Raw genomic sequence first — 24518 nt, forward strand, 5'->3', positions numbered from 1 at the left:
CACCTTCTGATCTCGAGTTTGGAATTTTTCAATCTGATGATCTCGTCGCGATCATCGTGGTGGATAACCAGCTCAGCTTTTGCGACATCCGCACCCACGATCAACTTTCCTACCTGCATTGCCATGGACGGCTCCTCACGTTATGGTTTTTCGGCTTGAAGGGGTTTCACCAAGAGGCGCTGGCTTGCTTCTATCGTCGCTTGCAAACGATGCATTCTTTATCGGCGCTTTGGTGGAAGGGGTGGGGCGATGTCTCCCACGGTCTGTACTGCTGCGAACAGTCAGAATCGGGCATTTAGTCCCACCACCCCTTCAAGTCTAACCATACAAGCGGGCGTGCCCGCGAACACCGGCAGAGCCGGTGCCATACACCGCGGTGCCTGCTTCGCGGGCACGCCCGCTCCCACAGGGTCAGCATTTCAGGTCGATGGCTACGGCATGCCCAACCACTCCGGCAGCGCCAGCGAGATGAACGGCACATAGGTCACCAGCACCAGGAACAGCAGCAGAATCGACAGCCACGGCAGCGCTGCGCGAATCGTCTGCCCCAGGGTCAGCCCGGTCACGGCCGAGGTGACGAACAGGTTCAGCCCCACCGGCGGGTGCACCAGGCCGATCTCCATGTTCACCACCATCACGATACCCAGGTGAATCGGGTCGATGCCCAGTTTCATCGCGATCGGGAAGAAGATCGGCGCCAGGATCAGGATGATCGCCGATGGCTCCATGAAGCTGCCGGCCACCAGCAGCACGATGTTGACCATGATCAGGAAGCCGATCGGCGTCAGCCCCTCGGACATCACCCACTGGGTGATCTGCTGGGGGATCTGCTCGGTGGTCAGCACATGGGCGAAAAGCATGGCGTTGGCGATGATGAACAGCAGCATGATGGTCAGCCGGCCCGACTCCAGCAGCACTTTCGGGCAGTCACGCAGGCGCATGTCCTTGTATACGAACAGCGCGATGAACGCCGAGTACACCGCCGCCACGGCCGCCGCTTCGGTGGGGGTGAACATGCCGCTGTAGATGCCGCCGAGGATGATCACCAGCAGCAACAGACCCCAGAATGCGCGCCGGGCGGTGCTCAGCCATTCGGCGAAGCTTGCCCGCGGTTGTGCCGGCAGTTTCTTGATGCGGGCGACAACGTAGATGGTGATCATCAGGAATACGCCAAGCAAGATGCCTGGCACCACGCCGGCCATGAACAGCTTGCCGACCGAAGTCTCGGTGGCCGCCGAGTACACCACCATGACGATCGACGGTGGGATCAGGATGCCCAGGGTGCCGGCGTTGCAGATGATGCCGGCACCGAACTCGCGCGGGTAGCCGGAGCGCACCATGCCGGCCACGGCAATCGAGCCGACGGCGGCCACGGTGGCTGGCGACGACCCCGACAACGCCGCGAACAGCATGCACGCCAGCACTGCGGCAATCGCCAGGCCGCCGCGGATATGCCCGACGCAGGCGTTGGCAAAGTCGATCAGGCGTTGGGCCACGCCGCCGGTGGTCATGAACGCACCCGACAGCAGGAAGAACGGGATGGCCAGGAAGGTGTAGCTGTCGGAGGTCTCGAACAGCTTGATCGCCAGCGAGCTGAGCGAGTCCTGGCTGAACATCAGGATCGACAGCGCCCCCGACAGGCCCAGGGAGATGGCGATCGGCACGCCGAGGAACATGAACACGAACAGCAGCAGGAACAGGCAGATAACCGTCATCAGTGGTGCTCCTCACCGGGGTTGGCCAGCTTGCTGGCTTCGGCAGCCTCGTCGGCCAGGCCCAGGCCGTACTGGCGATGGGTGAACAGGCGGTAGAGGATTTCCAGGTAGCGGACAATCACCAGGGCGAAGCCCAACGGCACGATCAGCGCGATATGGCCGACCTTGATGCCATAGCGGTCGAGGTCTTCGGCGCCGATGCCGGCCACCAGCACTGCGCTGACCCACTTGATGCTGGCCACCAGGAACAACCCGGCGTAGGCCAGGCAGCAGGCGCAGGCGATCATCGCCAGCACCCGTTGCACCGGCCTGGAGGTGCGCCGTACCAGCACGTCGACCCCCAGGTGGCCGGCGGTGCGCACGCCGTAGGCGATGCCGAAGAAGATCAGCCAGCCGAACAGGGCCTTGGTCAGGGCGATGCTCCAGGTCATGTCCTGGGCATAGGCCATCAGGTGGTCGCCGATGCCGAGCAGCAGGTCGCTGGCGAAGGCCCAGTGATCACTGAGGGAGTAGAACATCGTGTAGAGGTTGTTCAGCGCCACGTAGAGGAAGGTCACCAAGGTCATGGCCGCCAGGAGGAAAGCGATCATGCCTTCCTCGAAGTGCTCCCAGACACGCCTGAGCGATTGCATAGGGATTCTCCAGACAGAGACAGGACCGGCCACCTGCACGGCAGGTGGCCGGGGTAGGGCGCAGGCAGGGTCAGGAGGCCTTGTTGGCTTCGTCGGCGGCCTTGATCAGCTCAGCGCCGATCTGCTCGGAGAACTTCTCCCATACCGGGCGCATGGCCTCACGCCATTGCTGGCGTTGCTCGGCGGTGAGCGGGTCGATCTCGCTGGTCTTGGCGTCGATGATCTTCTGCCGTGACGTCTGGTTCAGCGCTTCGGCCTGCTTGTTCACCTCGACGGTGACCTCGTCCATGATCGCTTGCAGCTCGCCGCGCACGTCCTCAGGCAGGCTGTTCCAGAATTTGGCGTTGGTGATCACCATGTAGTCGATCAGGCCGTGGTTGGTCTCGGTGAAGAAGGGCTGCACTTCGTTGACTTTCTGGCTCTCGTAGTTCGACCAGGTGTTCTCGGTGCCGTTGACGGTGCCGGTCTGCAGGCCCTGGTAGACCTCGGCGAAGCTCATCTTGCGCGGGTTGGCGCGGATCGCCCTGAACTGCTCTTCAAGCACACTGGAGGCCTGCACGCGGAATTTCAGGCCGCGGGCGTCCTTGGGCAGGATCACCTTTTTGTTCGCCGACAGTTGTTTCAGGCCGTTGTGCCAATAGGCCAGGCCACGGATTCCCTTGTCTTCCATCGAGGTCAGCAGCGCCTTGCCTTGCGGGCCTTGCTGAAAGCGGTCGACGGCGGCCAGGTCATTGAACAGGAACGGCAGGTCGAAGATCTGCACCTGCTTGTTGTAGTGCTCGAATTTGGCCAGCGACGGTGCCAGCATCTGCACGTCGCCAAGCAGCAGGGCTTCCATTTCCTTGCCATCGCCGAACAGCGACGAGTTGGGGTAGACCTCGACCTTGACCTTGTCCTTGAGCTGCGGGTCGGCGGCGACCATTTTCTGGAACATCAGCGCGCCCTGACCCTTGGGCGTGCTGTCGGCCACCACGTGGGCGAACTTGATGACGATGGGGTCGGCGGCCTGGGCCAGGCCGGCCATGGACACTGCGGCGGCGCAGAACAGCGCCTGGGTCAGCTTCAACATCGGTGTCACCTCTGATTTATTGTTGTAGGAGGAGTGGGGTAAAGATGGACCAACGGGCTGCGTATGGAGAATTAGCATTTGTATAAGGCGGCGTTCGGGTTTGCTTAACACCGTCACTTGTACCGGCCCATTCGCGGGCACGCCCGCTCCCACAGGTTTACGCAGTACCTGTGTGCGGGCGTGCCCGCGAAGAGGCCGGAATGTTCAGTCGAGATGCCCAGCCAGCAACCGCTGCGCGCGCAACACCACCGGCGCATCGACCATCTGCCCGTCCAGCTGGAAGGCCCCGGCGCCATTGGCTACTTCACTCGCCGCCAGCACCCGCCGCGCCCACGCCAGTTCCTCGGCACTGGGCGCCAGCGCTGCATGAATCACCGCCACCTGCTGAGGATGTATGCACAACGCCCCGCCATACCCCATGTCATAGGCATGCCGCACGGCCCGCTGCAGCCCCTCGGCATCGGCGATGGCCGGGAACACCCCATCCAGCGGCGGCGCCAGATCGGCCCCCCGCGAATGCAGCTGCACCGCCATGCGCGCCTGGTCGAGAAACTGCCGGGCCGCCTCGCTCTCGGTGTTCAACCTCAGGTCCAGGGCCAGGTCGAGGCTGCCGAATGACAAGCGCTCGACGCCTTCGGCTGCGGCAATCTGTGCCAGTGCCAGCAAGCCCTTGGCGCTCTCGATGATTGGCCATACCGGCTTGCCGCCGCGCCAGGCCAGCGCGACTTGAGTCGCGTTCTCCACCTTGGGCAACAGCAGCCCGGCGACCCCGCGCTGCTGCGCGCAGAAGGCCAGGTCGCTGGCGTGCTGCCGATGCTGCGGTGCATTTACCCGCACCCATACAGAGGCCTGCGGCGTGACCTGCAGGAACGCCGCCAGGTGGTCGCGGGCCTGCTGTTTCAGCGGCTCCTCGACGGCATCCTCGAAGTCGACGATCACCACATCGGCACCCGCCGCCAGCGCCTTGGCGAAACGTTCAGGCCGGCTGCCGGGCACGAACAGGGCGGAGCGTACCGCGTTCATACCACGCCTCCTGCGGCCAGGGTGGCGCGCTGTTCGGCGCTCAGGCCCAGCTCGGCGAGGATGCCCGCGGTGTGCTGGCCCAGCGCCGGCACGGCGTCCATGCGTGGGGTGAAGGCGGCATTGCGCCCCGGTGGCAGCAGCGACGGCAGCTTGCCAGCCGGGCTGTCCACTTCACGCCAGCTGTCGCGCGCCTGCAGTTGTGGGTGCTGCCACACGCCGTGCATGTCGTTGACCCGGGCATTGGCAATCTGCGCCTCTTCCAGGCGCGCCACCACCTCGTCGAGTGACAGCGCGGCAAAGCGCTCGACGATGAGCTGGCGCAGCACCTCTCGGTTCTCCGAGCGCTTGAAGTTGGCGTTGAAGCGCTCATCGCTGGCCAGCGCAGGGTCGAGCAGTACTTTTTCGCAGAACAGCGCCCATTCCCGTTCGTTCTGCAGGCCGAGCATGATCGTGCCGCCACCCCCGGTGGGGAACGGCCCGTAGGGGTAGATGGTCGAGTGCGATGCGCCCGCGCGCGGGGGTGGCGGCGCGCCGTTGTAGGCGTAATACATCGGGTAGCCCATCCATTCCACCAGGCTCTCCAGCATCGACACGTCGACGCGGCTGCCCAGGCCGGTCTTGTCGCGCAGCAGCAGCGCCGACAGCACACCGGTGTAGGCATACATACCGGCGGCGATGTCGGCGATCGAGCAGCCGGCCTTGGCCATCTCCCCATCGCCGGGGCCACCCGTCACCGACAGAAAACCGCCCTCGCTCTGGATCAGCAGGTCGTAGGCCTTCTTGTTTTCATACGGGCCGCCTGCGCCGTAGCCGGAAATGTCGCAGACGATCAGCCGTGGGAAGCGCGGGTGCAAGGCGTCGAACGACAGGCCCATGCGGGCGGCGGCGCCGGGTGCGAGGTTTTGCACGAGTACGTCGGCCTTGGCCAGCAGGGCATCGAGGATGCCGTCGGCGGCTTGCTGCTTGAGGTCGAGGGTCAGGCTTTCCTTGGAGCGGTTGGTCCACACGAAGTGCGAGGCCAGGCCGTCGACGCGTTGGTCGTAGCCACGGGCAAAGTCGCCGCTGCCAGGGCGTTCGACCTTGATCACGCGGGCGCCCAGGTCGGCCAGCTGGCGGGTGCAGAAGGGCGCGGCGATGGCATGTTCCAGGCTGACGACAGTGATGCCGTCCAGCGGGCGAGGTGCAGTTTGGGTCATGGAGTCACCTGTTCGTCATCAGTGCAGTGCGGCCAGCGAACGCGCATCGCGCAGCTGCCAGACCTGCCCGATCAGTGCCTGGCCCTGGGCGGGGCTGCGCGCGCCGGAATAGGCCAGCAGGCGCTGGAACTTGGCTTCCAGCTCAGGGCGTGAAAGGGTGTTGCCGGGGTCGCCCTTGGGCTCGTCGATGCTGGCGCTGAAGCGGCGGCCATCGGTGCAGGTGACCTCGACCCGGCCCAGCCAGCGGGCCGGATAGGCGGCATCCACTTCAGGGTCCAGCTGCATCTGCACTTTTTCGCGAAAGCGCGCGACCTGAGGGTCGCCCAGCGCCAGGTCGCGGAACTCGATGAGCTGCGCTCTGCCGTGCACGGCTATCAGGCCTAGCACGGTGCCCATGGAAAACTTGGCCTGGTGCACGGTAGTGGGTGTGACGACCCGGCCGAGCACATCGATGGCGCCCTGGTGCACACGGGTGACCACCGTGGCGATCTGCTCATGGGTCAAGCCCTCGCGTTGCATCAACAGCAGCAGCGCATCGGCGGCGGGGTGGGTATGACGGCACGAGGCGTGGAACTTGAACGAGGTTTCCGCCAGCGCCCAGCGCGTGCCCAGGCGGTCGTTCAGGCGCGCCGGGTCGGCGTCACTGGACATCCCGGCAGCCAGGCCCTGGTCACCTTCGAGAATATTGCGCGCGCCGGTCAGGCCATCGGCGGTCAGGTAGGCGGCGAGCAGGCCATCGGCGGCGGCCTTGGCGGTGTGCAGCTGCTTGGAGTCGGCCGCATCGCGGAGGAACTCCCACAGCCCGGCCGCTTGGGTGCCGGCGCTGCCGAGCAGGTTGATGAACTGTGCCTTGTCGAAGCCCAGCAGCTTGCCTACGCCCACAGCAGCGGCCAGGGTGCCGACAGTGGCCGTGGTGTGGAAAATGCGATAGTGCGAACGGCCGAGGAACTCACCGATGCGGATGCCTGCCTCATAGCCGGCGACGCTGGCCAGCAGCAGTTCCTGGCCCGACTTGCCGAGGTCCTGGGCCGCTGCCAGCACGGCGGAGAACACCACGGTGGCCGGGTGCAGCACCGAACGGTTGTGCAAGTCGTCCTGCTCTACCAGGTGTGAGGCAGCGCCGTTGACCAGCGCGGCGAAGTAGGGCGATGAACTGCGCCCGCTGGTCAGCACGCGGGCGCTGCCTTGGGTAGGGCCCATGCGCTCGGCGTAACGCTCGAACAGCGGGATCGGGTGCGCACCCTGGCTGGCCAGGGCCGAGCCGAGCCAGTCGAGAAACAGGTCTTCAGTGCGCTCCAGCACATGGCCGGGGATGTGCGCGTACTGCAGGTCGGCGAGGAAACCCGCCAGGGCTTGGGTAGCTTGCATGCGCGTGCCCTCAGAAGCTGCGTGGCAGCTCGAGCAGGTGCTCGGCCACGTAGGACAGGATCAGGTTGGTTGAGATCGGCGCCACCTGGTACAGGCGGGTTTCGCGGAACTTGCGCTCGACGTCGTATTCGCAGGCAAAGCCGAAGCCGCCGTGGGTCTGCAGGCAGGCATTGGCTGCCTCCCACGAGGCTTTGGCCGCCAGGTACTTGGCCATGTTGGCGCTGGCTCCGGCGTTCTGCCCGCTGTCGTACTCGGCGCAGGCGCGCCAGCGCATCAGGTCGGCGGCCTCGATCTCGATATGGGCTTCGGCGATAGGGAATTGCACGCCCTGGTTCTGCCCGATCGGGCGGCCGAACACCACGCGGTCACGGGCGTAGGCGCTGGCCTTCTCGATGAACCAGCGACCATCGCCGATGCACTCGGCGGCGATAAGGGTGCGCTCGGCATTGAGGCCGTCGAGGATGTAGCGGAAACCCTTGCCTTCCTCGCCGATCAGGCTGCTGGCCGGCAGTTCGAGGTTGTCGAAGAACAGCTCGTTGGTCTCGTGGTTGACCATGTTGGCGATCGGTTGCACGGTCAGGCCGTTACCGATGGCCTCGCGCAGGTCGACGAGGAAGATCGACATGCCCTCGGACTTTTTCTGCACCTGGGGCAAGGGCGTGGTGCGCGCCAGCAGGATCATCAGGTCCGAATGCTGGATGCGCGATATCCACACCTTCTGGCCATTGATCACGTACTTGTCGCCCTGGCGCACGGCAGTGGTCTTGATCTTGGTGGTGTCGGTACCGGTGGTGGGTTCGGTCACGCCCATCGACTGCAGGCGCAGTTCGCCGCTGGCGAGCTTGGGCAGGTAGTGGCGCTTCTGTTCTTCGCTGCCGTGGCGCAGCAGGGTGAACATGTTGTACATCTGCCCGTGCACGGTGCCGGAGTTGCCACCGCACGCGTTCACCTCTTCGAGGATCACCGACGCTTCGGCCAGGCCCAGGCCCGAGCCGCCGTACGCTTCGGGGATCATGGCCGATAGCCAGCCGGCGTCGGTCATGGCTTTGACGAAGGCTTCGGGGAAGCCCTTGTGTTCATCGATCGTGCGCCAGTAGCTGGCGTCGAACTCGGCGCACAGGGCGCGCACGCCTTCCCGGATGGCGTTGAGGTCATCGCTGTCGTACGTCTGCATTGGGGTGTTCCCTGTCTGGTCTCAGTCGAAAAGCACGTCGGCGCTCTGCGCCACGCCGTTGGCATTGCCGGCCCACAGCTGGGCCTGGCCGGGTGCGCTGATGCGCCCGGCCACTTCGAACGAGGTCGGCACGGTCAGCGGGCGCACGCCGCGGTAGGCGAAGCGGCGCACATGTTTGCCAGGGTTGGCGCGGATGAAGGCGCGCAGGTTCAAGGTGGCGATCATCGGCCCGTGTACGACCAGGCCGGCGTAGCCTTCGGTTGCGCTGACGTAGGGGAAGTCGTAGTGGATGCGATGGCCGTTGAAGGTCACGGCGGAATAGCGAAACAGCAGGGTCGGCGTTGGTGTGACCGCCTCGCTCCAGTCGGCTGGCATCTCGGCTGCTGCGCTTTCAAGCTTGGGCGGGTTGGCTTCGCGGTAGACGATGTCCTGTTCCTCGCGCACGCACAGCTGGCCGTGTTGCGAGTAGTCGTGGCGCACGGTGACGAACAGCAGGGCGCCAGTGCGGCCGTGCTTCTCCTCGATGTGCAGGATGGTCGACAGGCGATGGGCTTCGGCTCCGACGGTGAGCGGGGCGATGAACTCGACCCGGCCCCCGGCCCACATGCGGTTACGGTTATTGGCCGGGGGCAGGAAACCGCCGCGTAGCGGGTGGCCGTCTGTGCCCAGTTGTGATTCGGCCACTGGCTCCTGGAAGAAGCACCACATCCACAGCGGTGGCAGCGGTTGGCCGACGGCTGGGGCGGTTTCGCCGAAGGTGGCGGCGATGCGCTTGATCAGGTTGCGGCTGAACTCATCGACGGCTTCTTCCGTGCGGCCTATCCAGGCACTGTAGTCGATGGGCGGGTGGAGAGCAGTCATAACCAGGGGCCTCTGCATTTGTTGTTATGGGCCGATCATGCGAGGCGCTTGGCATTCTGTGAATTTGCATTTGTGTAAGGCAGCGTTCATGTATGCTGAACGCCTTCGCCTCGACCGGAGCTCCCCATGCATTTCGACCTGGCAGACTTGCGGCTTTTCATCCACATCGGCGAATCGCCGAGCCTGACCCAGGGCGCACGCCGGGCGTTTCTCTCGCCGGCCGCCGCCAGCGCACGGATCAAGGCGCTGGAGGCGCAGCTCGATACACGTCTGCTGTACCGCGACAGTCGCGGTGTCGAGTTGACCCCGGCGGGGCACAAGCTGCTGATGCATGCCCGCCTGATCATGCGCCAGGTCGACTACCTGAAAGCCGAGTTCACCCAGTTCGGCACCGACCTTGCCGGGCATATTCGCATCTTCGCCAACACCACTGCGGTCACCGAGTTTTTGCCCGAAGTGCTGGCCGGCTTCTTGGCCAAGCGCCCTGGCGTGACGGTAGACCTGCAGGAGCGTCTGTCGCGGGATATCGTGCGCGGTGTGCTCGATGGCAGCAGCGACATGGGTATCATCGCCGGGCCCGTGGAGGCGAGCGGCTTGCAGGTGATGCATTTCAGCACCGACCGCCTGGTGCTGATCGTCCCGGCGGGTCATGAACTGGCAGGTCGCAAGCGGGTGACCCTGAAGCAGACCCTGGACTTCCAGCACATCGGCCTGCACGACGGCAGTACCTTGCTGAGCTTCCTGCGCGACCATGTGGAGCGCATGGGGTTGAACCTGTCGTTGCGTATCCAGCTGTCGAGTTTCGAGGCGATCTGCCGGCTGGTGGAGGCGGGGGTGGGCATCGGCATCATCCCTGAGTCGGCGGCGCTGCGGCACAGCCAGACCATGGAACTGGTGACCATCAGCCTGGATGAGCCGTGGGCGGTGCGCGAGCGGAGCATCCTGGTGCGGGAGCTGGATGCGCTGCCGGGGACGGTGCGAGCGTTGATTGCGACGTTGATGCCAGAAGCGTGATGTCAGCGGCGCTAGCCGCTTCTTGCTCTTGCTCTTGCTCTTGCTCTTGCTCTTGCTCTTGCTCTGTTTTTGCTTTGGCTTCTAAGCGCGCGGTAGTTCAGGCGACGCAGATTGCGACTTCAGGAGGCCGAGCGCAGGCCTTGCGGAGGGAGGTGACGGGCATGGATGCCCGTCAAGCGCTGCGGCCCAGGATGGGCCGTTCAGCGCGGTCCTCCCGGGAGCAAGGCCGGAGCGAGGGAACCCCGGAGCGCAGCGCAGGGGCCGGATGATAGGAGCCAGCGTTTTTTGGTTACTTTTTGTCGCGTTTGACAAAAAGTGACCCGCCGTAAGGGCGGAAAGGTGACTGTGCGTCGCCATCGCAAATGAATGGATTCGGAATATTCAAAACCGTCGTAGTCGAGCTTTGGCTTTTGGCTTTTGGCTTTTGGCTTTCAGATCAGGTGCGCATTCATTTGCGATGGTGGCGCACAGTCACCTTTCCGCCCTTACGGCGGGTTACTTTGGTCTTGGCCAAAGTAACCAAAGCCGCCCGCTCCCATCATCCGGCCCCTGCGCTACGCTCCGGGGTCCCCTCACTCCGGCCTTGCTCCCGGGAGGACCGCGCTGCAGGCCCCATCCTGGGGCCCAGCGCTTGACGAGCATCCATGCCCGTCACCTCCCTCCGCAAGACCTCCGTTCGGCCTCCTGAAGTCGCAATTTGCGTCGCCTGAACTATCGCGCGCTTAGAAGCCAAAGCAAAAGCAAGAGCAAGAGCAAGAGCAAGAGCAAGAGCAAGAGCAAGAGCAAGAGCAAGAGCAAGAGCAAGAGCAAGAGCAAGAGCAAGAGCAAGAGCAAGAGCAAGAGCAAGAGCAAGAGCAAGAGCAGGGGGGCGAGGCGTACAGCGCGAGATCAGAGGCCCAGGGTGAGTGCTGCGTCCTTGATCCAGAAACGAGCACCCTGAGCGCCGGCGCTTGCCTGCAAAGGCGTGCCTGCCGGCAGGCGCATCCAGCTCAGCGGCTGAAGGCTGAAGTCCGCGCCGTCCAGGTTGCCTTGCAGAAGCAGACATTCCAGCCCACGCGGGTTGTCCAGATGGACAGCGGCGCCGGGTTGCACGTGCTTCAGATACACCTGTTCATGGGCGTTCGAGAACAGCAGTTGATCGCCCAGCGCCGATAACGTTGCGACCAGCTGTTGGCCATCTTCACGATGAAACTGCTGCAGGCGAACAAAGATCGTGCAGCCCTCTCCAGACCGTGGCGCGTGAGCACTACCAGGCGGGTTGCGCACATAGCTGCCCGCAGGGTACTGGCCGCGCTCATCTTCAAACACACCTTCCAGCACCACAAATTCCTCGCCGCCAGGGTGCTGGTGAGCGTTGAAATGACTGCCGGGGGCATAGCGCACCAGGCTGGTGGCACGGGCCTTCTCGCCACCGATGCGAAACAGCGGGCGCCGCTCGACGCCGGGCAGGGGGCTGGCCAGCCACGGCAGGTCGGCACCGTGCATGACGGCGGGCAAGGCCAGGTCGGCGTTCAGGCGGTCCGGAAGCATGGCGGTTTTCCTGATGTTGAAAGGTCGGAACAGGTACTCACCTATGATCAGCTGTTGTGAGATCTCGATAAAGCCTCTCAAACACTCACAAACACGAATTTCTATCTCAGACGTGTCAACACCATCAGTGCCCGCACTACCGCCATCGCCGGTCAAGGTAACAAATCCCGGCTCTGGCCAGCGCTAAGGCCGCGTTAGAAGAAGCTGCGCTGGGCTTTCAGGGTGACCATGCTTTGGCAGTAGGTGTTGATGCCGGCATAGGCGTCGCAGCCGCTGCCGCTGAGGTCGGAGTTGCTGTAGATCAGGTTCAGGTCGATGCCCAGCCATGGCCGCGACAGCTCCAGCGACCAGTCGGAAAACCCGTTGATCTGGCTGCCGTCGCCAATCGTGAAAGGCGTGCCCAGGCGGTGGTGGGCGAGCTTGACGGTGAGGTCGACATCGAACAGCGGCAACTGGCCGAAGTCGGCGAACAGCGTGCCGGTGCGGTTGTCCGGATTGTCGCGCAAGGCGCCGCCAAAGCGGCTGCCCAGCACCGAGATGCCGCCGTACAGGGCGTAGCTGTCGGGGCCTGCGATGTTCGGCTGGCTGTAGTGGATCAGGCCCATTTCATAGCCCAGGGTGCTGTCGAAGTGATGCTTGTAGCCGGTGTAGCTGTCCAGGCGCAGGGTGGAGTCGGGCGTCACGCCCATGCTCGGCGCGTACTGGCCGATATACCAACCGCTGGGGTGGCTGAGGTCGAGGCCGCCGTGGAAGGCGCCCACCGCGCTCGGCGAGATCAGCCCCTGGGCCATGCTGCGCGAGGGCGTGGTGCCGAGCTTGAAGTCGAAATCGCCCAATTGACGCTGAATCTGTTGCGCGTGCAGTGCCGGGCTCGAGAGAAGGGCAACAGTCAGCAAGAGAAGGGGCCTGGTCATGGTCACCGTCCTGGAAGGCTTGCTCTTGAGCGGTCGAGGATACCTGCGTCAGCCGCCAGGAGGCTACCGGCGGTGGCCTTTACTCGACCATTGGTCAAGGGCCGTTCAAACCACGAGTGGTTCGGCGATCTCGATCAGGTTCAGGTCAGGGTCACGGACGTACACCGAGCGGATCGGGCCGGTTGCGCCAGTGCGTGCAACGGGGCCTTCGATGATGGGCCATTGCATCTGCTGCAGGTGAGCGATCACCTGTTCCAGGCTGACCTTGCTGATGAAGCACAGGTCCAGGGCACCGGGTACCGGCAGATGCGCCTTGGGCTCGAACTCATGGCCGCGGACATGGATATTGATTTTCTGGTTGCCGTAGCGCAGTGCCAGGCGCTTATCGCCGAAGGTTTCCAGCTGCATGCCCAGCACCCGCGTGTAGAAATCGGCGCAGGCTTGGACATCGGTGGTGGTGAGGACCAGGTGGTCCAGGTGATCGATCATTGGCCAGCCTCGGTGACAGGGACTGAAGGCGATCAGTCCGGGCAGGGCCATGATAGTGCGGTTAGCCGCTCTTTCAACTCAGCCTTTGATTGCAGGCTGGGTTTGGGCGACATCGGTGACCACTTGCTGGCTCGCGGAGCGCTCGATGACACGCTTGCGCAGTTCGTATTCGTCCAGCGACAGGCCTTGGCGCTGGATGGATTCGAGTTGCAACTGGCGGGTTTCCTCGGCGGTATAAGGGCGCAGTTCCGGGTGGCTGGCGCAACCGGTGAGCACGGCGATAGCGGTGGCGCAGAGGGTAGCGAGCAGCAGGCGGGCCGTGGTGTTCATCGGGGGAAGCTCCATGATTCGGGCGGTGGGAATCGATGGGGCTAGGTTATTGATTGATGGCGATGGGTAGAAATTGGTGTTGTCGATAGTGACTATTGAGGTTGCTGCAAGTCCTCCGTCTGGATGCTGTCCCACTGGTTTCTTGAATGCCGAAGCTTGCGAAAAGTACGAGGGAACTGGCTTGCCGCGGCGATGGGTCGTAGAGCGGCCCTAACCATAAGATGAGCCTGAACTAACGAGGAATCAATTCTCAGAGGGGTTGAGCGCTTCCTAAAACACTGCCGGAACTTTCGTCTGGATATTTGCCTTTTGCTGCAACCGCTGATTCAACCTCACCAAATCGATAACCGCATCGCTGATGCGGACCGCTACCGATGACCCTTCACTGCCGCGCAATCCTCATGTTGATTCATCCGGCAAGGGAGGCCCCGCAGGTAGATGCAAAGTGAATGTCAAATGGTGGTTGATAATGATTGGTTAGTTGAGGCTTTGCGCCGTTGCGCTACGCTGGAAAAAACATTGCCGTGGCGCTTTGCCTGCCAGCAGGAGCGCAACATGAACTTCCTTATCGAACAGGCCAGCGAACAGGGACGGCCAAGCTGGCGGGTGCATGCCTGTGGCATGAACTTTACCTTTCCAACTCAGGATTCGGCGCACAGTTTTGCCAGCAAGCTGGCAGAGCGGGTCGACGCGCCTCATCAATTGCCGCAAGAAACACTGAAGTACTGGAATGCGCAACATGCTCGTTTGAGACATGGCATCCGTTAGTTCAGGGCAACCCGGGAGGGCAACATATGAGCGGACGTGCACTGGAACCCATCGATCGTATTACCGAAGTGATGTTCGGGCTGTTGATGGCCACCACTTTCACCGGCTCGCTGAGCGTGGCCACGGCCGGCCGCGAAGATGCCAGGCTGATGCTGATTGCGGCCTTCGGCTGCAACCTGGCCTGGGGCCTTGCCGATGCGGTGATCTATCTGCTGCGCACCTGGACCGAGCGGACCCGCAGCCGCACCTTGCTGGCCCGGCTGCTTGCCGATGAGAAAGGGCAGGAGGGGCGTAAGCTGATTGCCGATGCACTGCCGGCGCGCATCGGTGAGGTGGTGGACGAGAACGGGCTGGAGCTGCTCAGGGTGCATCTGCTGCGCAACGGCCAGCAACCGCTGCCGGCGCGGCTTGGCCTGCAGGACTTCAAGGCGGCCCTGGCGACCTTTCTGCTGGTGGTGCTGGCGACTTTCCCGCTGGTCATACCGTTCCTGGTGGTCGCCCATACCGGCACCGCCATTCGCGTGTCGAACCTGGTCGCCCTGATCATGCTGTTCCTCGCCGGCTGGCTGCTGGCCCGTTATTCCGGCGGGCGCCGACTGCTCACGGGGGGGATCATGTCGCTGGTCGGGGTGGCGCTGATCCTGGCCATCATCGCCCTTGGAGGCTGATGCAGGCTCAGTACTTGATGTCCCGGGCGCGTTCGCGACCTTGCTGTTTCGTGTGGCGTTTGTCCTGTCGGCAACCGGCGTTGCTCTTCTGGTCGGCGTGGCGACAGTCCTGTTTGGTCTGGCGCGCATCCTGGCGTGTTTCCTGGCGCACTTCGCGTGCTTGCTGGCGCCGTTCGGCGCGATCGGTAACAGCCGTCCAACCCTGTAACGTCGTGGTGCACAATAACAGCGCCACGCAAAAACGACAGGCTTTTGAAGTTGCCATGATCGGGCCTCCTGCTGGGTGTTTTTAATGCCGCGAAGCGCTCAGGGCAAGTTAAGTACAGTTGCGTTTCGATAGACGATTTAGAATTAAAGGCAGTAAACCGGGTTGCCATTAGTGGGTTGAAATCCAATACGCAAAAGTGGTCGAAAATGGCGCCTTTGCTACCCTTATCGCACGGCAGCGACTGCCCGGTTTGCAATCCACTCTTTTAACGCGGTATGGCCAGATGGGGAATGCGATGCGCATGCCATTGTTATGCATCTTGTCGGTCGTGTTGTGCCTTAACGGTGTTGTCAGCCCGGCGCTGGCCGATGATGTGCCGGCGCCCGACCCGGCGCCTGCCGAAGCCAAGCAGGCAGTGTTCAATCAGGAGCAACTCGACCAGATGCTCGCGCCGATCGCCCTGTACCCTGATCCGCTGCTGGCCCAGGTGCTGATGGCGTCGACCTACCCGGGCGAGGTGACCGAGGCGGTGGCCTGGTCCAAGGCCAACCCCAAGGCCCAAGGTGATGACGCCGTCAAGCAGGTGGCCAACCAGACCTGGGACCCGAGCGTGCAGTCGCTGGTGGCGTTCCCGCAGGTGCTGGTGGTGCTCGGCCAGGACCCGGTGTGGGTCCAGCGCCTGGGCGACGCCTTCCTGGCCCAGCCCGATGATGTCATGGCCGGCGTCCAGCGCCTGCGCCACCAAGCCCAGGCGGCTGGCAACCTGACCAGCAACCAGTACCAGAACGTCACCGTGCAGGCCGCGCCCGCAGCGGCCACGGCCAGCCCGGGCAATTCGCAGAGCGCGCCTGCCAGCAGCGCGTCGACCAGCACCATCATCATTCAGCCGGCCGACCCACAGGTGGTCTACGTGCCCACCTACAACCCGACCACCACCTACGGCACCTGGGCCTATCCGGCCTCGCCGCCGGTGTATTACCCACCGTCGCCGATGTACTACGCGGGCACCGCGCTGATGGCCGGGCTGGCGTTCGGCGCCGGGGTGGCGATCATCGATTCGGTGTGGGGCGATTGCGACTGGAACCACGGCGATGTCGATATCGACGTCAATCGCTACAACAACATCAACGGCAACAATCGCATCACCAACAACCAGAACAAGTGGCAGCACAACCCCGCGCACCGCGATGGCGTGCCGTACCGCGACAACCGCAGCCGCCAGCAGTACGGTCGCCAGCTCGACGGGGCCAACCAGCGTGCTGCGTTCCGTGGCGATGATGCCCAGCGTGCCCAGGCCCGTGATCGTGCCCGCAGCTCGATGGACCGTGCGGGTTTCGAGCGCCCGGCTACCAGCAACCGGGAGGCCCTCGACAGTGCACGCCAGGCCCGCGCCGAGGGCGGTGTGGGCAATCGCATGCAAGGCGCCAACGACAACGCACGCCGCGCAGAACCGCGCAACGCGCGTGATAACACCCGCGACAACCAGCAGGCGCGCAACCAGGTCAACCAGCGCCGGCAGGGTGAAGGCCAGGCCCGTCAGGCTGCGCAGAACCGCCCGAGCAACACGGCAGGCCGCGCCCGCAACAATGCCTTCGACGGCGTGCGTTCACCGTCGCGTACCACGGCACAGGCCAATCGCGGCCGTATCAGCCAGTCGTTCGCCCAGCGGCCCAACGCCTCGCGCACAGCGGGGCATCAGATATCCAGGCCTAGCGCCCCGGCGCGCCGCGGTGGTGGAGGTGGCCGTCGATGAACACCAGGACAACTATTGCAACGGTGCTGATCGGCCTGGGCATGGCCTGGACAAGCCTGGCCGCGGCGCAGGAAGCGTTCCCGACGCCGGAGAAAGCCGTCGAATCGTTCGTTCAGGCGCTGGGCGTCGAGCACGCCGACGAAGCGCGCCTGACGCAGTTGCTGGGTGATGACTGGCGCACCTATATCCCTCGTGAGGGCGTGCAGCGCAGTGATGTCGATGCTTTCCTGGAGCAGTACAAGGCCGAGCATCGGATCGACAAGCAGGGCGACAACAAGGCCATCCTGGCCGTGGGCCCCGATCACTGGACCTTGCCCATCCCCTTGACCAAGGCTGGCAATGGCTGGCGCTTCGACCTCAAGGCCGGCAGCGCCGAAATCCGTGCCCGGCGCATCGGCCGCAACGAGCTGGCAGCATTGCAGTCGGTGCTTGCCTATCACGACGCACAGATGGACTACGCCTCGAAAGACCGCAACGGCAACGGCGCGCTGGAATATGCCCAGCAGATCTTCAGCACGCCAGGCAAGCATGACGGCCTGTTCTGGGAAGACGAAGCGGGCGGCGAGATCAGCCCGCTGGGGCCGCTGTTCGGCAAGGATGTGCTAGGGGATGCCTGGTACGGCTACCACTTCCGCATCCTCGATGGCCAAGGCCCGTCGGCACCGGGCGGCGCGTACAGCTACCTGATCGGCAACCAGATGAGCCGCGGCTTCGCCCTGGTCGCCTGGCCGGCGAAGTACAACGACAGCGGTGTCATGAGCTTCATGATCAGCCACGACGGCCAGGTGTTCGAGAAGGACCTGGGGCCGCAGGGCGACAAGATCGCCAAAGCCATGAAGCGCTTCGACCCGGATGACAGCTGGAAAGAGGTAGACGTCAACGCCAGCGAATGAACGGCAGTGCGCGCACTGCGGGAGGCTGGGTGAAAACTACCCGGTAATGTGCCGCTTTGGTGCGCGCCTGCCTCAATACAGGTCTGATCGCACAGGTTGGATCAAGCAATCAGGCAAAAAGTGTGCAGGGTGCACCGGGAAGGTTGTGCCGATTGCCCGCAAATTTCCGGTTTTTCGCGCCAGGCAAAAGCGGCCCGCATATTGCTCCCCTGGTCGCAACGACAACCCGGAGCACCGTGCCATGAGCTCACCTACCGAATTCCCGCTATGCGAAGCCCCGCCATCCTCGCGCAAGGGGCTGCTGCCCATTGCCATGGTGTTGTTCAGCTTCACCTTCTTCACCGGCACCATGTTCGCCGGTGGCAAGCTGGGCATGGCCTTCAATTTCGTCGACATGCTGTGGGTCGCCGCCATCGGCAACACGCTGCTGGCGCTGTATGCCGCAGCCCTGGCCTTCATCGCCTCACGCAGCGGCTTGAACACCGTGCTGATGGGGCGCTTCTGTTTCGGTGAGGCGGGCAGCCGGCTTTCCGACTTCCTCCTGGGCTTTGCGGAGCTTGGCTGGTACGCCTGGGGCACTGCGACCGTGGCGATCGTGCTGGTCAAGCTGCTGGGCCTGGCGGGTGGCTTCACCGTACCGTTGATGGTGCTGTTCGGCCTGGGCTTCAGCATTACCGCGATCATCGGCTTCAAGGGCCTGGACCTGCTGTCGCGGGTGTCGGTACCGCTGATGTTCGCGCTGCTGCTGGTGTCGATGTACATCGCCACCGCCGATGCCGGGGGCTTTGCCGGCCTGGCCGCGGTGGTGCCCCATGAAACCATGACCTTCTCGGCAGCGGTGACCATGGTCTTCGGCACCTTCGCCAGCGGGGCCACCCAGGCCACCAACTGGACCCGGCTGTCGCGCAGCGGGCGGGTGGCGGTGGTGGCCAGCATCGTCGCCTTCCTGCTCGGCAACGGCCTGATGGTGGTGGCCGGGGCCTGGTGCGCGATGGTCTACCAGCAGGCCGACATCGTCGAAGTGATGATGCTGCAAGGCCTGTCGTTCGCAGCCGTGGTGATGCTCTGCCTGAACCTGTGGACCATCCAGGGGCCGACCATCTACAACGTCTCGGCAGCGGCCTGTCACCTGCTGCGCAGCGAGCGCCGACGCTCCGCCACGCTGGCGGCGGCGGCGGTGGGCATCGTGCTGGCGATCGGTGGCATGTATGAAATGCTGATCCCGTTCCTGGTGTTGCTGGGTTCGATCATTCCGCCCGTGGGCGGGGTGATCATGGCCGATTTCTGGTACCGCCACCGCGGCAAGTACCCGGCGCTGGCCTCGGTGCAGCTGCCGCGCTACAACCTCCTGGGCCTGGGGGCCTATGCGCTGGGTGCGCTGCTCGCCTACGCCTCGCCCTGGGTCGCGCCGCTGGTAGGCATTGGCGCCTCGGCCCTGTGCTACATCGTCCTGCTTGAGGTCAGCGGCCGGCGCCGGGCGCTGGGCCAGGCGGGCGTCGAGCCGTGAGCCTGGCGCTGAACGAGATCCTGCACCTGCCGGGCCTGCAGGAGATGACCGTGCGTGCCGGTGCGCGCAACCTGCAGCGGCGGGTGCGCTGGCCCTACGTGGCCGAGAACGAAGGCATCGCCGAGTGGGTGATGGGCGGCGAACTGGTGTTCGTCACCGGCATCAATCACCCGCGTGGCGAGGCCAATCTGCTGAGCCTGGTCGAGGATGGCGAGGCGGTGGGCATTGCCGGGATGGTGATCCTCACGGGCGGCACCTTCATCCAGACCATTCCGCCGGCAGTGATTACCCGTGCCGAGCAACTGGGCCTGCCGTTGATCGAGCAACCCTATGCCCTGAAGATGGTGATCGTCACCCACCTGATCGGCACGGCCCTTGTGCAGATGAACCAGGTGCGCCGCTCGCGCAACGATATCCTCGGCCAGTTGCTCAGTGGTGACTACCCGAGCCTGGCCATTGCCCGCCAGCGTGCGGCGCACCTTGAACTGGCACTGGATGAGCCGCGTCGCGTGGTGGCGCTGCGCTTGCTACACGTCGAGCAGCTGTTCGAGCGCCATGGCCTGGCCCAGGGCGAGCGCCTCTGGCAGGCTACCCGTCAGGCTCTGGCAGACCAGCTCGAAGCCTGGTGCCGCGAGCGACCGGGAACCGTCACCGCACAATTGCCGGGCGACCTGCAGGTGCTGTTGCTGGCAGATGCCGCCGACCTGCCGTTGACGTTGGCCGCGCTGCACCGGCAGCTGGCCGCGGTGGTGGGGGAACTGGCACTGTATATGGGCCTGTCGCGCCTGGCTGCCGACTGCGCCCACTACCGGCAGGCGCTCAGCGAGGCGCGCCAGGCCCTGGAGGTGGCGCAGCAGCTGCACCCGGCCAACGGCTTCTGCGACTTCGGCGAGCTTGGCGTGCTGCGCCTGCTGCAAGGTATCTTCGACCGGTCGCTGATCGATGACTTCGTTGCCCAGACCCTGGGCCCGCTGATCGCCCCTGCACGCAAGCAGCCGCATGTGCTGGTGCACACCCTCGACGCCCTGCTCAAGGAAAACGGCAACGGGCTCAAGGCCGCCCAGCGCCTGGGCCTGCATCGCAATACCATCAACCAACGTATTCAACGCATCGAACAACTGAGCGGGCAGTCCCTTGACGACCCGCTGTTTCGGATGAACGCTTCTGTTGCCATGCTGGTATGGCGCCTGAACGAAGCCCAAGGTAAGGAGTAACGCCATGAACATCATCAATGCCCGCCTGCGTGGCAAGCCCGGCCTGTTCCGCATCGAGCTGGACGGCGAGCGCATCGCCGCCATCGCGCCGCAGGCTGACGTGGCCGTACTGGCCAGCGCGGCTGACCTGGACGCTCGGCAGAACCTGGTAGTGGCGCCCTTCGTCGAGCCGCACATCCACCTCGACGCCACCCTCACGGCGGGCGAGCCGAAGTGGAACATGAGTGGCACCTTGTTCGAAGGCATCGAACGCTGGGCCGAGCGCAAGGAAATCACCACCCACGACGACATCAAGACCCGCGCCAAGAAGACCATCGGCATGCTGGTGGACCATGGCATCCAGCACGTGCGCACCCATGTCGACGTCACCGACCCCAAGCTGACCGCACTCAAGGCCATGGTCGAGGTGCGCGACGAGGTGCGCGACCTGGTCGACCTGCAGATCGTCGCGTTCCCTCAGGAGGGCATCGAGTCATACGCCAATGGCCGGGCGCTGATGACCGAAGCGGTGGCCATGGGCGCCGATGTGGTTGGCGGCATTCCGCATTTCGAGAACACCCGCGACCAGGGCGTGGCGTCGATCAAGTTCCTCATGGACCTGGCCGAGCGCACCGGCTGCCTGGTGGACGTGCATTGCGATGAGACCGACGACCCGCAGTCGCGCTTCCTCGAAGTGCTGGCCGAAGAAGCACGGGTGCGCGGCATGGGCGCGCGGGTCACGGCCAGCCACACCGTGGCCATGGGCTCCTACGACAACGCCTACTGCTACAAGCTGTTCCGCCTGCTGAAGATGTCGGGGATCAACTTCGTCTCGTGCCCCACCGAAAGCATCCACCTGCAAGGGCGCTTCGACGGCTACCCCAAGCGCCGCGGGTTGACCCGCGTGGCCGAGATCGACCGGGCCGGGATGAACGTGTGCTTTGGCCAGGACTCCATCGTCGACCCGTGGTACCCGCTGGGCAACGGCAATATCCTGCGCATTCTCGAAGCCGGGCTGCACATCTGCCACATGCTTGGCTACGAAGACCTGCAACGCAGCCTGGACCTGATCACCGACAACAGCGCCCGCACCCTCAACCTCGGCGAGCGCTATGGCATCGAGGTCGGGAGGCCGGCCAACCTGCTGCTGCTGTCGGCGCCGGATGACTACGAGATGGTTCGTAGCCAGGGCCATGCGCTGGTGTCGGTGCGCAACGGCAAGGTATTGATGCGCCGCACGCCGGCGCAGGTCGAACGGCTTGCCTGACGGCTCGCGCCGCAGATCAGTACCGCGAATACTGATACCAGCCAGCGTGAAACAGCGCCCTGGTCTTCGGGGAGAGCGCCTAGCGCCGCAGCAGTTGCCCCACCAACCACTGCCCGGCGGGCCCCAGCGCCCGCTGGCGCGACCAGGCCACATCCATGGCCACCCGCCGCGGGTAGCCGGCCATGGGCAGCTCCACCAGGCCACTGCCGAAGCGCGCCACCAGCGCCTTGGGCAGTTCGGCCCAGCCGAAGCCGCGCACGGCGAACTCCAGCAAGGTCAGGTAGTCCGGTGCCGACCAGGCCTGGCCGTGGCCATGGGGCAGGCTTGCGGCGTAGGTCTTGATGTACAGCTGGCGCGCGTTCTCCAGGTGCTCTGGCTGTAGCGCCGGCAGCTTCGCCAGCGGGTGTTCGCTGCTGGCATACAAACAGAACTCCGCCTGCTCGGGCAGGCGTGCCACGCTGACATCGGCCGGGTAACGGTCCTGTGCGGCGAGGATGCCGATATGCGCCAGGCCTTGCTGCACGAGGTCTATCACGTCGGCGTCTTCCGAGGGGCCGCAGCGCAGTTCGGTGTGCGGGTAATGCTCGGCGAAGCGGCCCATCGACGCGCCCTGGAAGGTGACGCTGTAACTGTCCGACATCACCACTGACACCAGCGGTTCGACCTGGTCAGCCAGGCGCACGGCCAAGGCATCCAGTTTGGCGCTGGCATCGAGGATCGCCTCGACGTGGGTCAGCACTTGATGGCCGGCAGCATTGAGCGTGGGGTGGCGGCCGGCACGGTCGAACAGCGGGCAACCGATGTCGGCTTCGAAGTTGGCGATGGCGATGCTGATGGTCGACTGGCTTTTGCGCAGCTTGCGCGCAGCCGCGGAGAACGAACCAAGGGCGGCGGCCTCGACGAAGGCGACGAGGGCTTCAGGTGAGTAGCGCATGGATATCGATAAATGCTATGGACACAGGGCCATGAGTATCGATCCTGTCAATGTGCAAGGCAAGCATGCGCCGAGGCAGCTGTGCGGCGCCCTGGGTGACTTGGATCCGCATCGGCTTGCGCAAGCATTCACCGCTGACTGACGCAGCCGCCCATGATCTGCAATCGATCGTACAGCGATGCTGCCCTCAGCTGCGTCCTTTGGCCGGTTTTCGTACGGGTTTGTCTTTGCCTGGCATGTGCAGATAGGACATTACGCTTTCGGTCAATTCGGACGCCAATTGCACCGCTTCAGTGTTGCGGGCCATCACCCCGGCGACCAGTGCTTCGATAAGGGCCAGTACGGCGCCGTTGGAACTGATCAGCACAGGGTGGTCGGCCGGGGCAAACAGCACATGCTCGGCGATGCTGGCCAAGGGCGAGGCGGGCGAATCGGTTATCGCCAGCACGGTTGCCCCGCGTTCGCTGGCAAAGCGCGACAGCTGCAACGTGTCGAGCGAGTAGCGCGGCAGGGAAATCGACAGCAATACATCCTGTCTGGTGATGGACGCCAGGCGGTAAGCGGCGTTCTCGTTGCCACCTTCCATGCTCACCGCCGTGGCATCGGCGCAGAATGGCACCAGGTTGGCTGCGGCGAGGCCGGCCATGTATGCGCTGTTGCCAAAGCCGAGTATGTAGATCTTGCGGGCTTGGGTCAGGCAACGGACAAACGCTTCGAAGGTGTCGGCGGTGTTGTTGCTGCCGGTGGTGTGCAGGTTGCCGGTGGCGATCTGTACCTGCTCGTGCAGGCCAAAGGTGCCGTCCGGGCGTTGTGCCAGTTCATTGCGCAGCTTGTCCACCGGCGACACCATCTGTTGCAGGGTGCTCACCAGCTCGGCTTTCAGCCCGGTATAGCCGCCCATGTCGATGGCTTTGGCCAGGCGGTTGACGGCGGCCGCCGAGGTGCAGGTTTCAACGGCCATCTCCTCGATGGTCAGCGTCGCCGCTTTCAAAGGATGACGCAGGATGAAGTCTGCCACCTTGCGCAGCGAAGGTTGCAGGTGGGGGGCGGCCTCCGCCAGCTTGCGCATCACCGGCGCAGCGTAGATGGTCAGGTTCTTGGCAGATGTCGGCATTGGGGTCGGCACGTTGGAGGAATGGGCGTACGCGCCTGGTCGAGGCGGTCATGGCAAAGACCGCAGTGTATCCCAAGGAGGGCGCGAATGTAGCGCCCTGCAGGGCGGCATGCCACAACCTACTTCAGGCTGCCGGCCAGAAACTGCTGCAGGCGCTCGGAGCTGGGCCGGGCCAACAGTTCACGCGGGCAGCCGCTTTCCTCCACGCGGCCCTGGTGAAGGAACAGCAGCTGGTTGGACACTTCCCGGGCAAAGCCCATCTCGTGGGTGACCACCACCATGGTGCGACCTTCCCGGGCAAGGTCGCGCATGACCTTGAGCACCTCGCCCACCAGCTCCGGGTCCAGCGCCGACGTCGGTTCGTCGAACAGCATGACCTCCGGCTCCATGGCCAGGGCGCGGGCGATCGCCACACGCTGTTGCTCTCCACCGCTCATGTGGCCAGGGTAGGCGGCTTGGCGATGGCCAACGCCGACTTTCGCCAGATAGTGCTCGGCCCGTTCGCGGGCTTCTTTCCTGCCCACACCCAGCACGTGCACCGGCGCTTCCATGACGTTTTCCAGCGCTGTCATATGTGACCACAAATTGAAATGCTGGAAGACCATCGACAGGCGTGAGCGCACGCGTTGCAGCTGCCTGCTGTCCGTGGCGCTGAGAGTACCACGGGACCTGTGCCGCGCCAGTTGCAACTCCTCGTTGTTGAGCAGGATGCGCCCGCCGTGTGGTTCTTCCAGCAGGTTGATGCAGCGCAGGAAGGTGCTCTTGCCCGAGCCGCTGGAGCCGATGATGCTGGTGACATCACCGGCCTTGGCTTTCAGGGAAACGCCCTTGAGCACGTCGTGGGTACCGTAGCGTTTATGCAGGTCTTCGATTTGCAAGGTGTACATGGCAGGGGCTC

The 24518-nt window shown here is 64.2% G+C and carries 24 protein-coding genes and 1 pseudogene; 8 read left to right on the top strand and 17 right to left on the bottom strand.

The window, feature by feature from the left end; translation table 11 throughout:
* The 9 genes and pseudogenes from CQW31_RS32245 to CQW31_RS25650 form a co-directional block, all read right to left on the bottom strand.
* Nucleotides 1–125, bottom strand: a pseudogene (locus CQW31_RS32245) (IS110 family transposase); the annotation flags it as partial.
* A gap of 306 nt (nucleotides 126–431) precedes the next feature.
* On the bottom strand, nucleotides 432–1715 hold the full coding sequence (gene dctM / locus CQW31_RS25615; RefSeq protein ID WP_054887430.1) for a C4-dicarboxylate TRAP transporter large permease protein DctM: 1284 nt from the start codon (nucleotides 1713–1715) through the stop codon (nucleotides 432–434).
* On the bottom strand, nucleotides 1715–2347 hold the full coding sequence (locus tag CQW31_RS25620; RefSeq protein ID WP_099815703.1) for a TRAP transporter small permease: 633 nt from the start codon (nucleotides 2345–2347) through the stop codon (nucleotides 1715–1717). The genes dctM and CQW31_RS25620 overlap by 1 nt, the downstream gene beginning before the upstream one ends.
* A 70-nt stretch (nucleotides 2348–2417) precedes the next feature.
* On the bottom strand, nucleotides 2418–3416 hold the full coding sequence (locus CQW31_RS25625) for a TRAP transporter substrate-binding protein (protein ID WP_099815704.1): 999 nt from the start codon (nucleotides 3414–3416) through the stop codon (nucleotides 2418–2420).
* A 204-nt stretch (nucleotides 3417–3620) separates the two neighbouring features.
* The gene (locus CQW31_RS25630) at nucleotides 3621–4439 is read right to left on the bottom strand and encodes a CoA ester lyase (protein WP_099815705.1); all 819 of its coding nucleotides are present in this window, start codon (nucleotides 4437–4439) and stop codon (nucleotides 3621–3623) included.
* On the bottom strand, nucleotides 4436–5635 hold the full coding sequence (locus CQW31_RS25635) for a CaiB/BaiF CoA-transferase family protein (protein ID WP_054887426.1): 1200 nt from the start codon (nucleotides 5633–5635) through the stop codon (nucleotides 4436–4438). The genes CQW31_RS25630 and CQW31_RS25635 overlap by 4 nt, the downstream gene beginning before the upstream one ends.
* 18 nt (nucleotides 5636–5653) lie before the next feature.
* A complete protein-coding gene (locus CQW31_RS25640) occupies nucleotides 5654–7003 on the bottom strand; it encodes an MmgE/PrpD family protein (RefSeq protein ID WP_099815706.1) in 1350 nt (449 codons plus the stop codon).
* A gap of 10 nt (nucleotides 7004–7013) precedes the next feature.
* On the bottom strand, nucleotides 7014–8177 hold the full coding sequence (locus CQW31_RS25645) for an acyl-CoA dehydrogenase family protein (RefSeq protein ID WP_099815707.1): 1164 nt from the start codon (nucleotides 8175–8177) through the stop codon (nucleotides 7014–7016).
* Between the two features lie 21 nt (nucleotides 8178–8198).
* Nucleotides 8199–9038 carry a MaoC family dehydratase N-terminal domain-containing protein gene (locus CQW31_RS25650; RefSeq protein ID WP_099815708.1) on the bottom strand — a complete coding sequence of 280 codons (840 nt, stop codon included), beginning with the start codon at nucleotides 9036–9038 and terminating at the stop codon, nucleotides 8199–8201.
* A gap of 126 nt (nucleotides 9039–9164) precedes the next feature.
* Here CQW31_RS25650 and CQW31_RS25655 point away from each other — a divergent pair, with 126 nt between their 5' ends.
* Nucleotides 9165–10052, top strand: coding sequence for a LysR family transcriptional regulator (locus CQW31_RS25655; RefSeq protein ID WP_054887422.1), 888 nt, complete (start codon nucleotides 9165–9167; stop codon nucleotides 10050–10052).
* Between the two features lie 888 nt (nucleotides 10053–10940).
* Here the strand turns inward: CQW31_RS25655 and CQW31_RS25670 are convergent.
* The 4 genes from CQW31_RS25670 to CQW31_RS25685 all read right to left on the bottom strand — a co-directional run bounded on the left by CQW31_RS25670 (nucleotide 10941) and on the right by CQW31_RS25685 (nucleotide 13315).
* Entirely contained in the window at nucleotides 10941–11582 is a 642-nt protein-coding gene (locus CQW31_RS25670) for a cupin domain-containing protein (RefSeq protein ID WP_099815709.1), read from the bottom strand.
* Nucleotides 11583–11776: 194 nt separating this feature from the next.
* Nucleotides 11777–12496, bottom strand: coding sequence for a TorF family putative porin (locus CQW31_RS25675; protein WP_099815710.1), 720 nt, complete (start codon nucleotides 12494–12496; stop codon nucleotides 11777–11779).
* A gap of 105 nt (nucleotides 12497–12601) precedes the next feature.
* Entirely contained in the window at nucleotides 12602–12985 is a 384-nt protein-coding gene (locus tag CQW31_RS25680; RefSeq protein ID WP_099815711.1) for a VOC family protein, read from the bottom strand.
* 78 nt (nucleotides 12986–13063) lie between these two features.
* Nucleotides 13064–13315 (bottom strand): hypothetical protein, encoded by a 252-nt coding sequence (locus CQW31_RS25685; protein ID WP_054887413.1) that lies wholly within the window; start codon nucleotides 13313–13315, stop codon nucleotides 13064–13066.
* A gap of 456 nt (nucleotides 13316–13771) precedes the next feature.
* Between CQW31_RS25685 and CQW31_RS25690 the strand changes: the two genes are divergently transcribed.
* Nucleotides 13772–14083, top strand: coding sequence for a hypothetical protein (locus CQW31_RS25690; protein ID WP_249341956.1), 312 nt, complete (start codon nucleotides 13772–13774; stop codon nucleotides 14081–14083).
* A gap of 26 nt (nucleotides 14084–14109) precedes the next feature.
* On the top strand, nucleotides 14110–14751 hold the full coding sequence (locus tag CQW31_RS25695) for a VIT1/CCC1 transporter family protein (protein WP_099815713.1): 642 nt from the start codon (nucleotides 14110–14112) through the stop codon (nucleotides 14749–14751).
* A 7-nt stretch (nucleotides 14752–14758) separates the two neighbouring features.
* Here the strand turns inward: CQW31_RS25695 and CQW31_RS25700 are convergent, their stop codons facing one another.
* Nucleotides 14759–15016, bottom strand: coding sequence for a hypothetical protein (locus tag CQW31_RS25700; protein ID WP_099815714.1), 258 nt, complete (start codon nucleotides 15014–15016; stop codon nucleotides 14759–14761).
* 238 nt (nucleotides 15017–15254) lie between these two features.
* Here CQW31_RS25700 and CQW31_RS25705 point away from each other — a divergent pair, with 238 nt between their 5' ends.
* From CQW31_RS25705 to codA, 5 genes are all read left to right on the top strand, one after another.
* Complete coding sequence (locus CQW31_RS25705; RefSeq protein ID WP_099815715.1) at nucleotides 15255–16712, top strand: DUF3300 domain-containing protein; 1458 nt, start codon at nucleotides 15255–15257, stop codon at nucleotides 16710–16712.
* On the top strand, nucleotides 16709–17605 hold the full coding sequence (locus tag CQW31_RS25710) for a DUF2950 domain-containing protein (RefSeq protein ID WP_054887408.1): 897 nt from the start codon (nucleotides 16709–16711) through the stop codon (nucleotides 17603–17605). Before CQW31_RS25705 ends, CQW31_RS25710 begins: the two co-directional genes overlap by 4 nt.
* 241 nt (nucleotides 17606–17846) lie before the next feature.
* Nucleotides 17847–19112, top strand: a complete 1266-nt coding sequence (gene codB / locus CQW31_RS25715; protein ID WP_099815716.1) for a cytosine permease — start codon at nucleotides 17847–17849, stop codon at nucleotides 19110–19112.
* A complete protein-coding gene (locus CQW31_RS25720; protein WP_054887406.1) occupies nucleotides 19109–20326 on the top strand; it encodes a PucR family transcriptional regulator in 1218 nt (405 codons plus the stop codon). The genes codB and CQW31_RS25720 overlap by 4 nt, the downstream gene beginning before the upstream one ends.
* A gap of 4 nt (nucleotides 20327–20330) precedes the next feature.
* Nucleotides 20331–21572: a cytosine deaminase gene (gene codA, locus CQW31_RS25725; RefSeq protein WP_054887405.1), complete on the top strand. Its 1242-nt coding sequence runs from the start codon at nucleotides 20331–20333 to the stop codon at nucleotides 21570–21572.
* A 79-nt stretch (nucleotides 21573–21651) separates the two neighbouring features.
* On the opposite strand, the gene CQW31_RS25730 is transcribed toward codA, so the two are convergent.
* From CQW31_RS25730 to CQW31_RS25740, 3 genes are all read right to left on the bottom strand, one after another.
* Nucleotides 21652–22506 carry a LysR family transcriptional regulator gene (locus CQW31_RS25730; protein WP_099815717.1) on the bottom strand — a complete coding sequence of 285 codons (855 nt, stop codon included), beginning with the start codon at nucleotides 22504–22506 and terminating at the stop codon, nucleotides 21652–21654.
* 187 nt (nucleotides 22507–22693) lie between these two features.
* Entirely contained in the window at nucleotides 22694–23620 is a 927-nt protein-coding gene (locus tag CQW31_RS25735; RefSeq protein WP_054887403.1) for a MurR/RpiR family transcriptional regulator, read from the bottom strand.
* A 119-nt stretch (nucleotides 23621–23739) separates the two neighbouring features.
* A complete protein-coding gene (locus CQW31_RS25740; protein ID WP_099815718.1) occupies nucleotides 23740–24507 on the bottom strand; it encodes an ABC transporter ATP-binding protein in 768 nt (255 codons plus the stop codon).
* Nucleotides 24508–24518: the final 11 nt, after the last annotated feature.

This window comes from Pseudomonas sp. 382, from assembly GCF_002759075.1.
GTDB classification, from domain to species: domain Bacteria; phylum Pseudomonadota; class Gammaproteobacteria; order Pseudomonadales; family Pseudomonadaceae; genus Aquipseudomonas; species Aquipseudomonas vlassakiae.

Coding starts and splice junctions, on each gene's coding strand:
- dctM (WP_054887430.1), bottom strand. CDS start 1,715: ATGACGGTTATCTGCCTGTTCCTGCTGCTGTTCGTGTTCATGTTCCTC.
- CQW31_RS25620 (WP_099815703.1), bottom strand. CDS start 2,347: ATGCAATCGCTCAGGCGTGTCTGGGAGCACTTCGAGGAAGGCATGATC.
- CQW31_RS25625 (WP_099815704.1), bottom strand. CDS start 3,416: ATGTTGAAGCTGACCCAGGCGCTGTTCTGCGCCGCCGCAGTGTCCATG.
- CQW31_RS25630 (WP_099815705.1), bottom strand. CDS start 4,439: ATGAACGCGGTACGCTCCGCCCTGTTCGTGCCCGGCAGCCGGCCTGAA.
- CQW31_RS25635 (WP_054887426.1), bottom strand. CDS start 5,635: ATGACCCAAACTGCACCTCGCCCGCTGGACGGCATCACTGTCGTCAGC.
- CQW31_RS25640 (WP_099815706.1), bottom strand. CDS start 7,003: ATGCAAGCTACCCAAGCCCTGGCGGGTTTCCTCGCCGACCTGCAGTAC.
- CQW31_RS25645 (WP_099815707.1), bottom strand. CDS start 8,177: ATGCAGACGTACGACAGCGATGACCTCAACGCCATCCGGGAAGGCGTG.
- CQW31_RS25650 (WP_099815708.1), bottom strand. CDS start 9,038: ATGACTGCTCTCCACCCGCCCATCGACTACAGTGCCTGGATAGGCCGC.
- CQW31_RS25655 (WP_054887422.1), top strand. CDS start 9,165: ATGCATTTCGACCTGGCAGACTTGCGGCTTTTCATCCACATCGGCGAA.
- CQW31_RS25670 (WP_099815709.1), bottom strand. CDS start 11,582: ATGCTTCCGGACCGCCTGAACGCCGACCTGGCCTTGCCCGCCGTCATG.
- CQW31_RS25675 (WP_099815710.1), bottom strand. CDS start 12,496: ATGACCAGGCCCCTTCTCTTGCTGACTGTTGCCCTTCTCTCGAGCCCG.
- CQW31_RS25680 (WP_099815711.1), bottom strand. CDS start 12,985: ATGATCGATCACCTGGACCACCTGGTCCTCACCACCACCGATGTCCAA.
- CQW31_RS25685 (WP_054887413.1), bottom strand. CDS start 13,315: ATGAACACCACGGCCCGCCTGCTGCTCGCTACCCTCTGCGCCACCGCT.
- CQW31_RS25690 (WP_249341956.1), top strand. CDS start 13,772: ATGGTGGTTGATAATGATTGGTTAGTTGAGGCTTTGCGCCGTTGCGCT.
- CQW31_RS25695 (WP_099815713.1), top strand. CDS start 14,110: ATGAGCGGACGTGCACTGGAACCCATCGATCGTATTACCGAAGTGATG.
- CQW31_RS25700 (WP_099815714.1), bottom strand. CDS start 15,016: ATGGCAACTTCAAAAGCCTGTCGTTTTTGCGTGGCGCTGTTATTGTGC.
- CQW31_RS25705 (WP_099815715.1), top strand. CDS start 15,255: ATGCGCATGCCATTGTTATGCATCTTGTCGGTCGTGTTGTGCCTTAAC.
- CQW31_RS25710 (WP_054887408.1), top strand. CDS start 16,709: ATGAACACCAGGACAACTATTGCAACGGTGCTGATCGGCCTGGGCATG.
- codB (WP_099815716.1), top strand. CDS start 17,847: ATGAGCTCACCTACCGAATTCCCGCTATGCGAAGCCCCGCCATCCTCG.
- codA (WP_054887405.1), top strand. CDS start 20,331: ATGAACATCATCAATGCCCGCCTGCGTGGCAAGCCCGGCCTGTTCCGC.
- CQW31_RS25730 (WP_099815717.1), bottom strand. CDS start 22,506: ATGCGCTACTCACCTGAAGCCCTCGTCGCCTTCGTCGAGGCCGCCGCC.
- CQW31_RS25735 (WP_054887403.1), bottom strand. CDS start 23,620: ATGCCGACATCTGCCAAGAACCTGACCATCTACGCTGCGCCGGTGATG.
- CQW31_RS25740 (WP_099815718.1), bottom strand. CDS start 24,507: ATGTACACCTTGCAAATCGAAGACCTGCATAAACGCTACGGTACCCAC.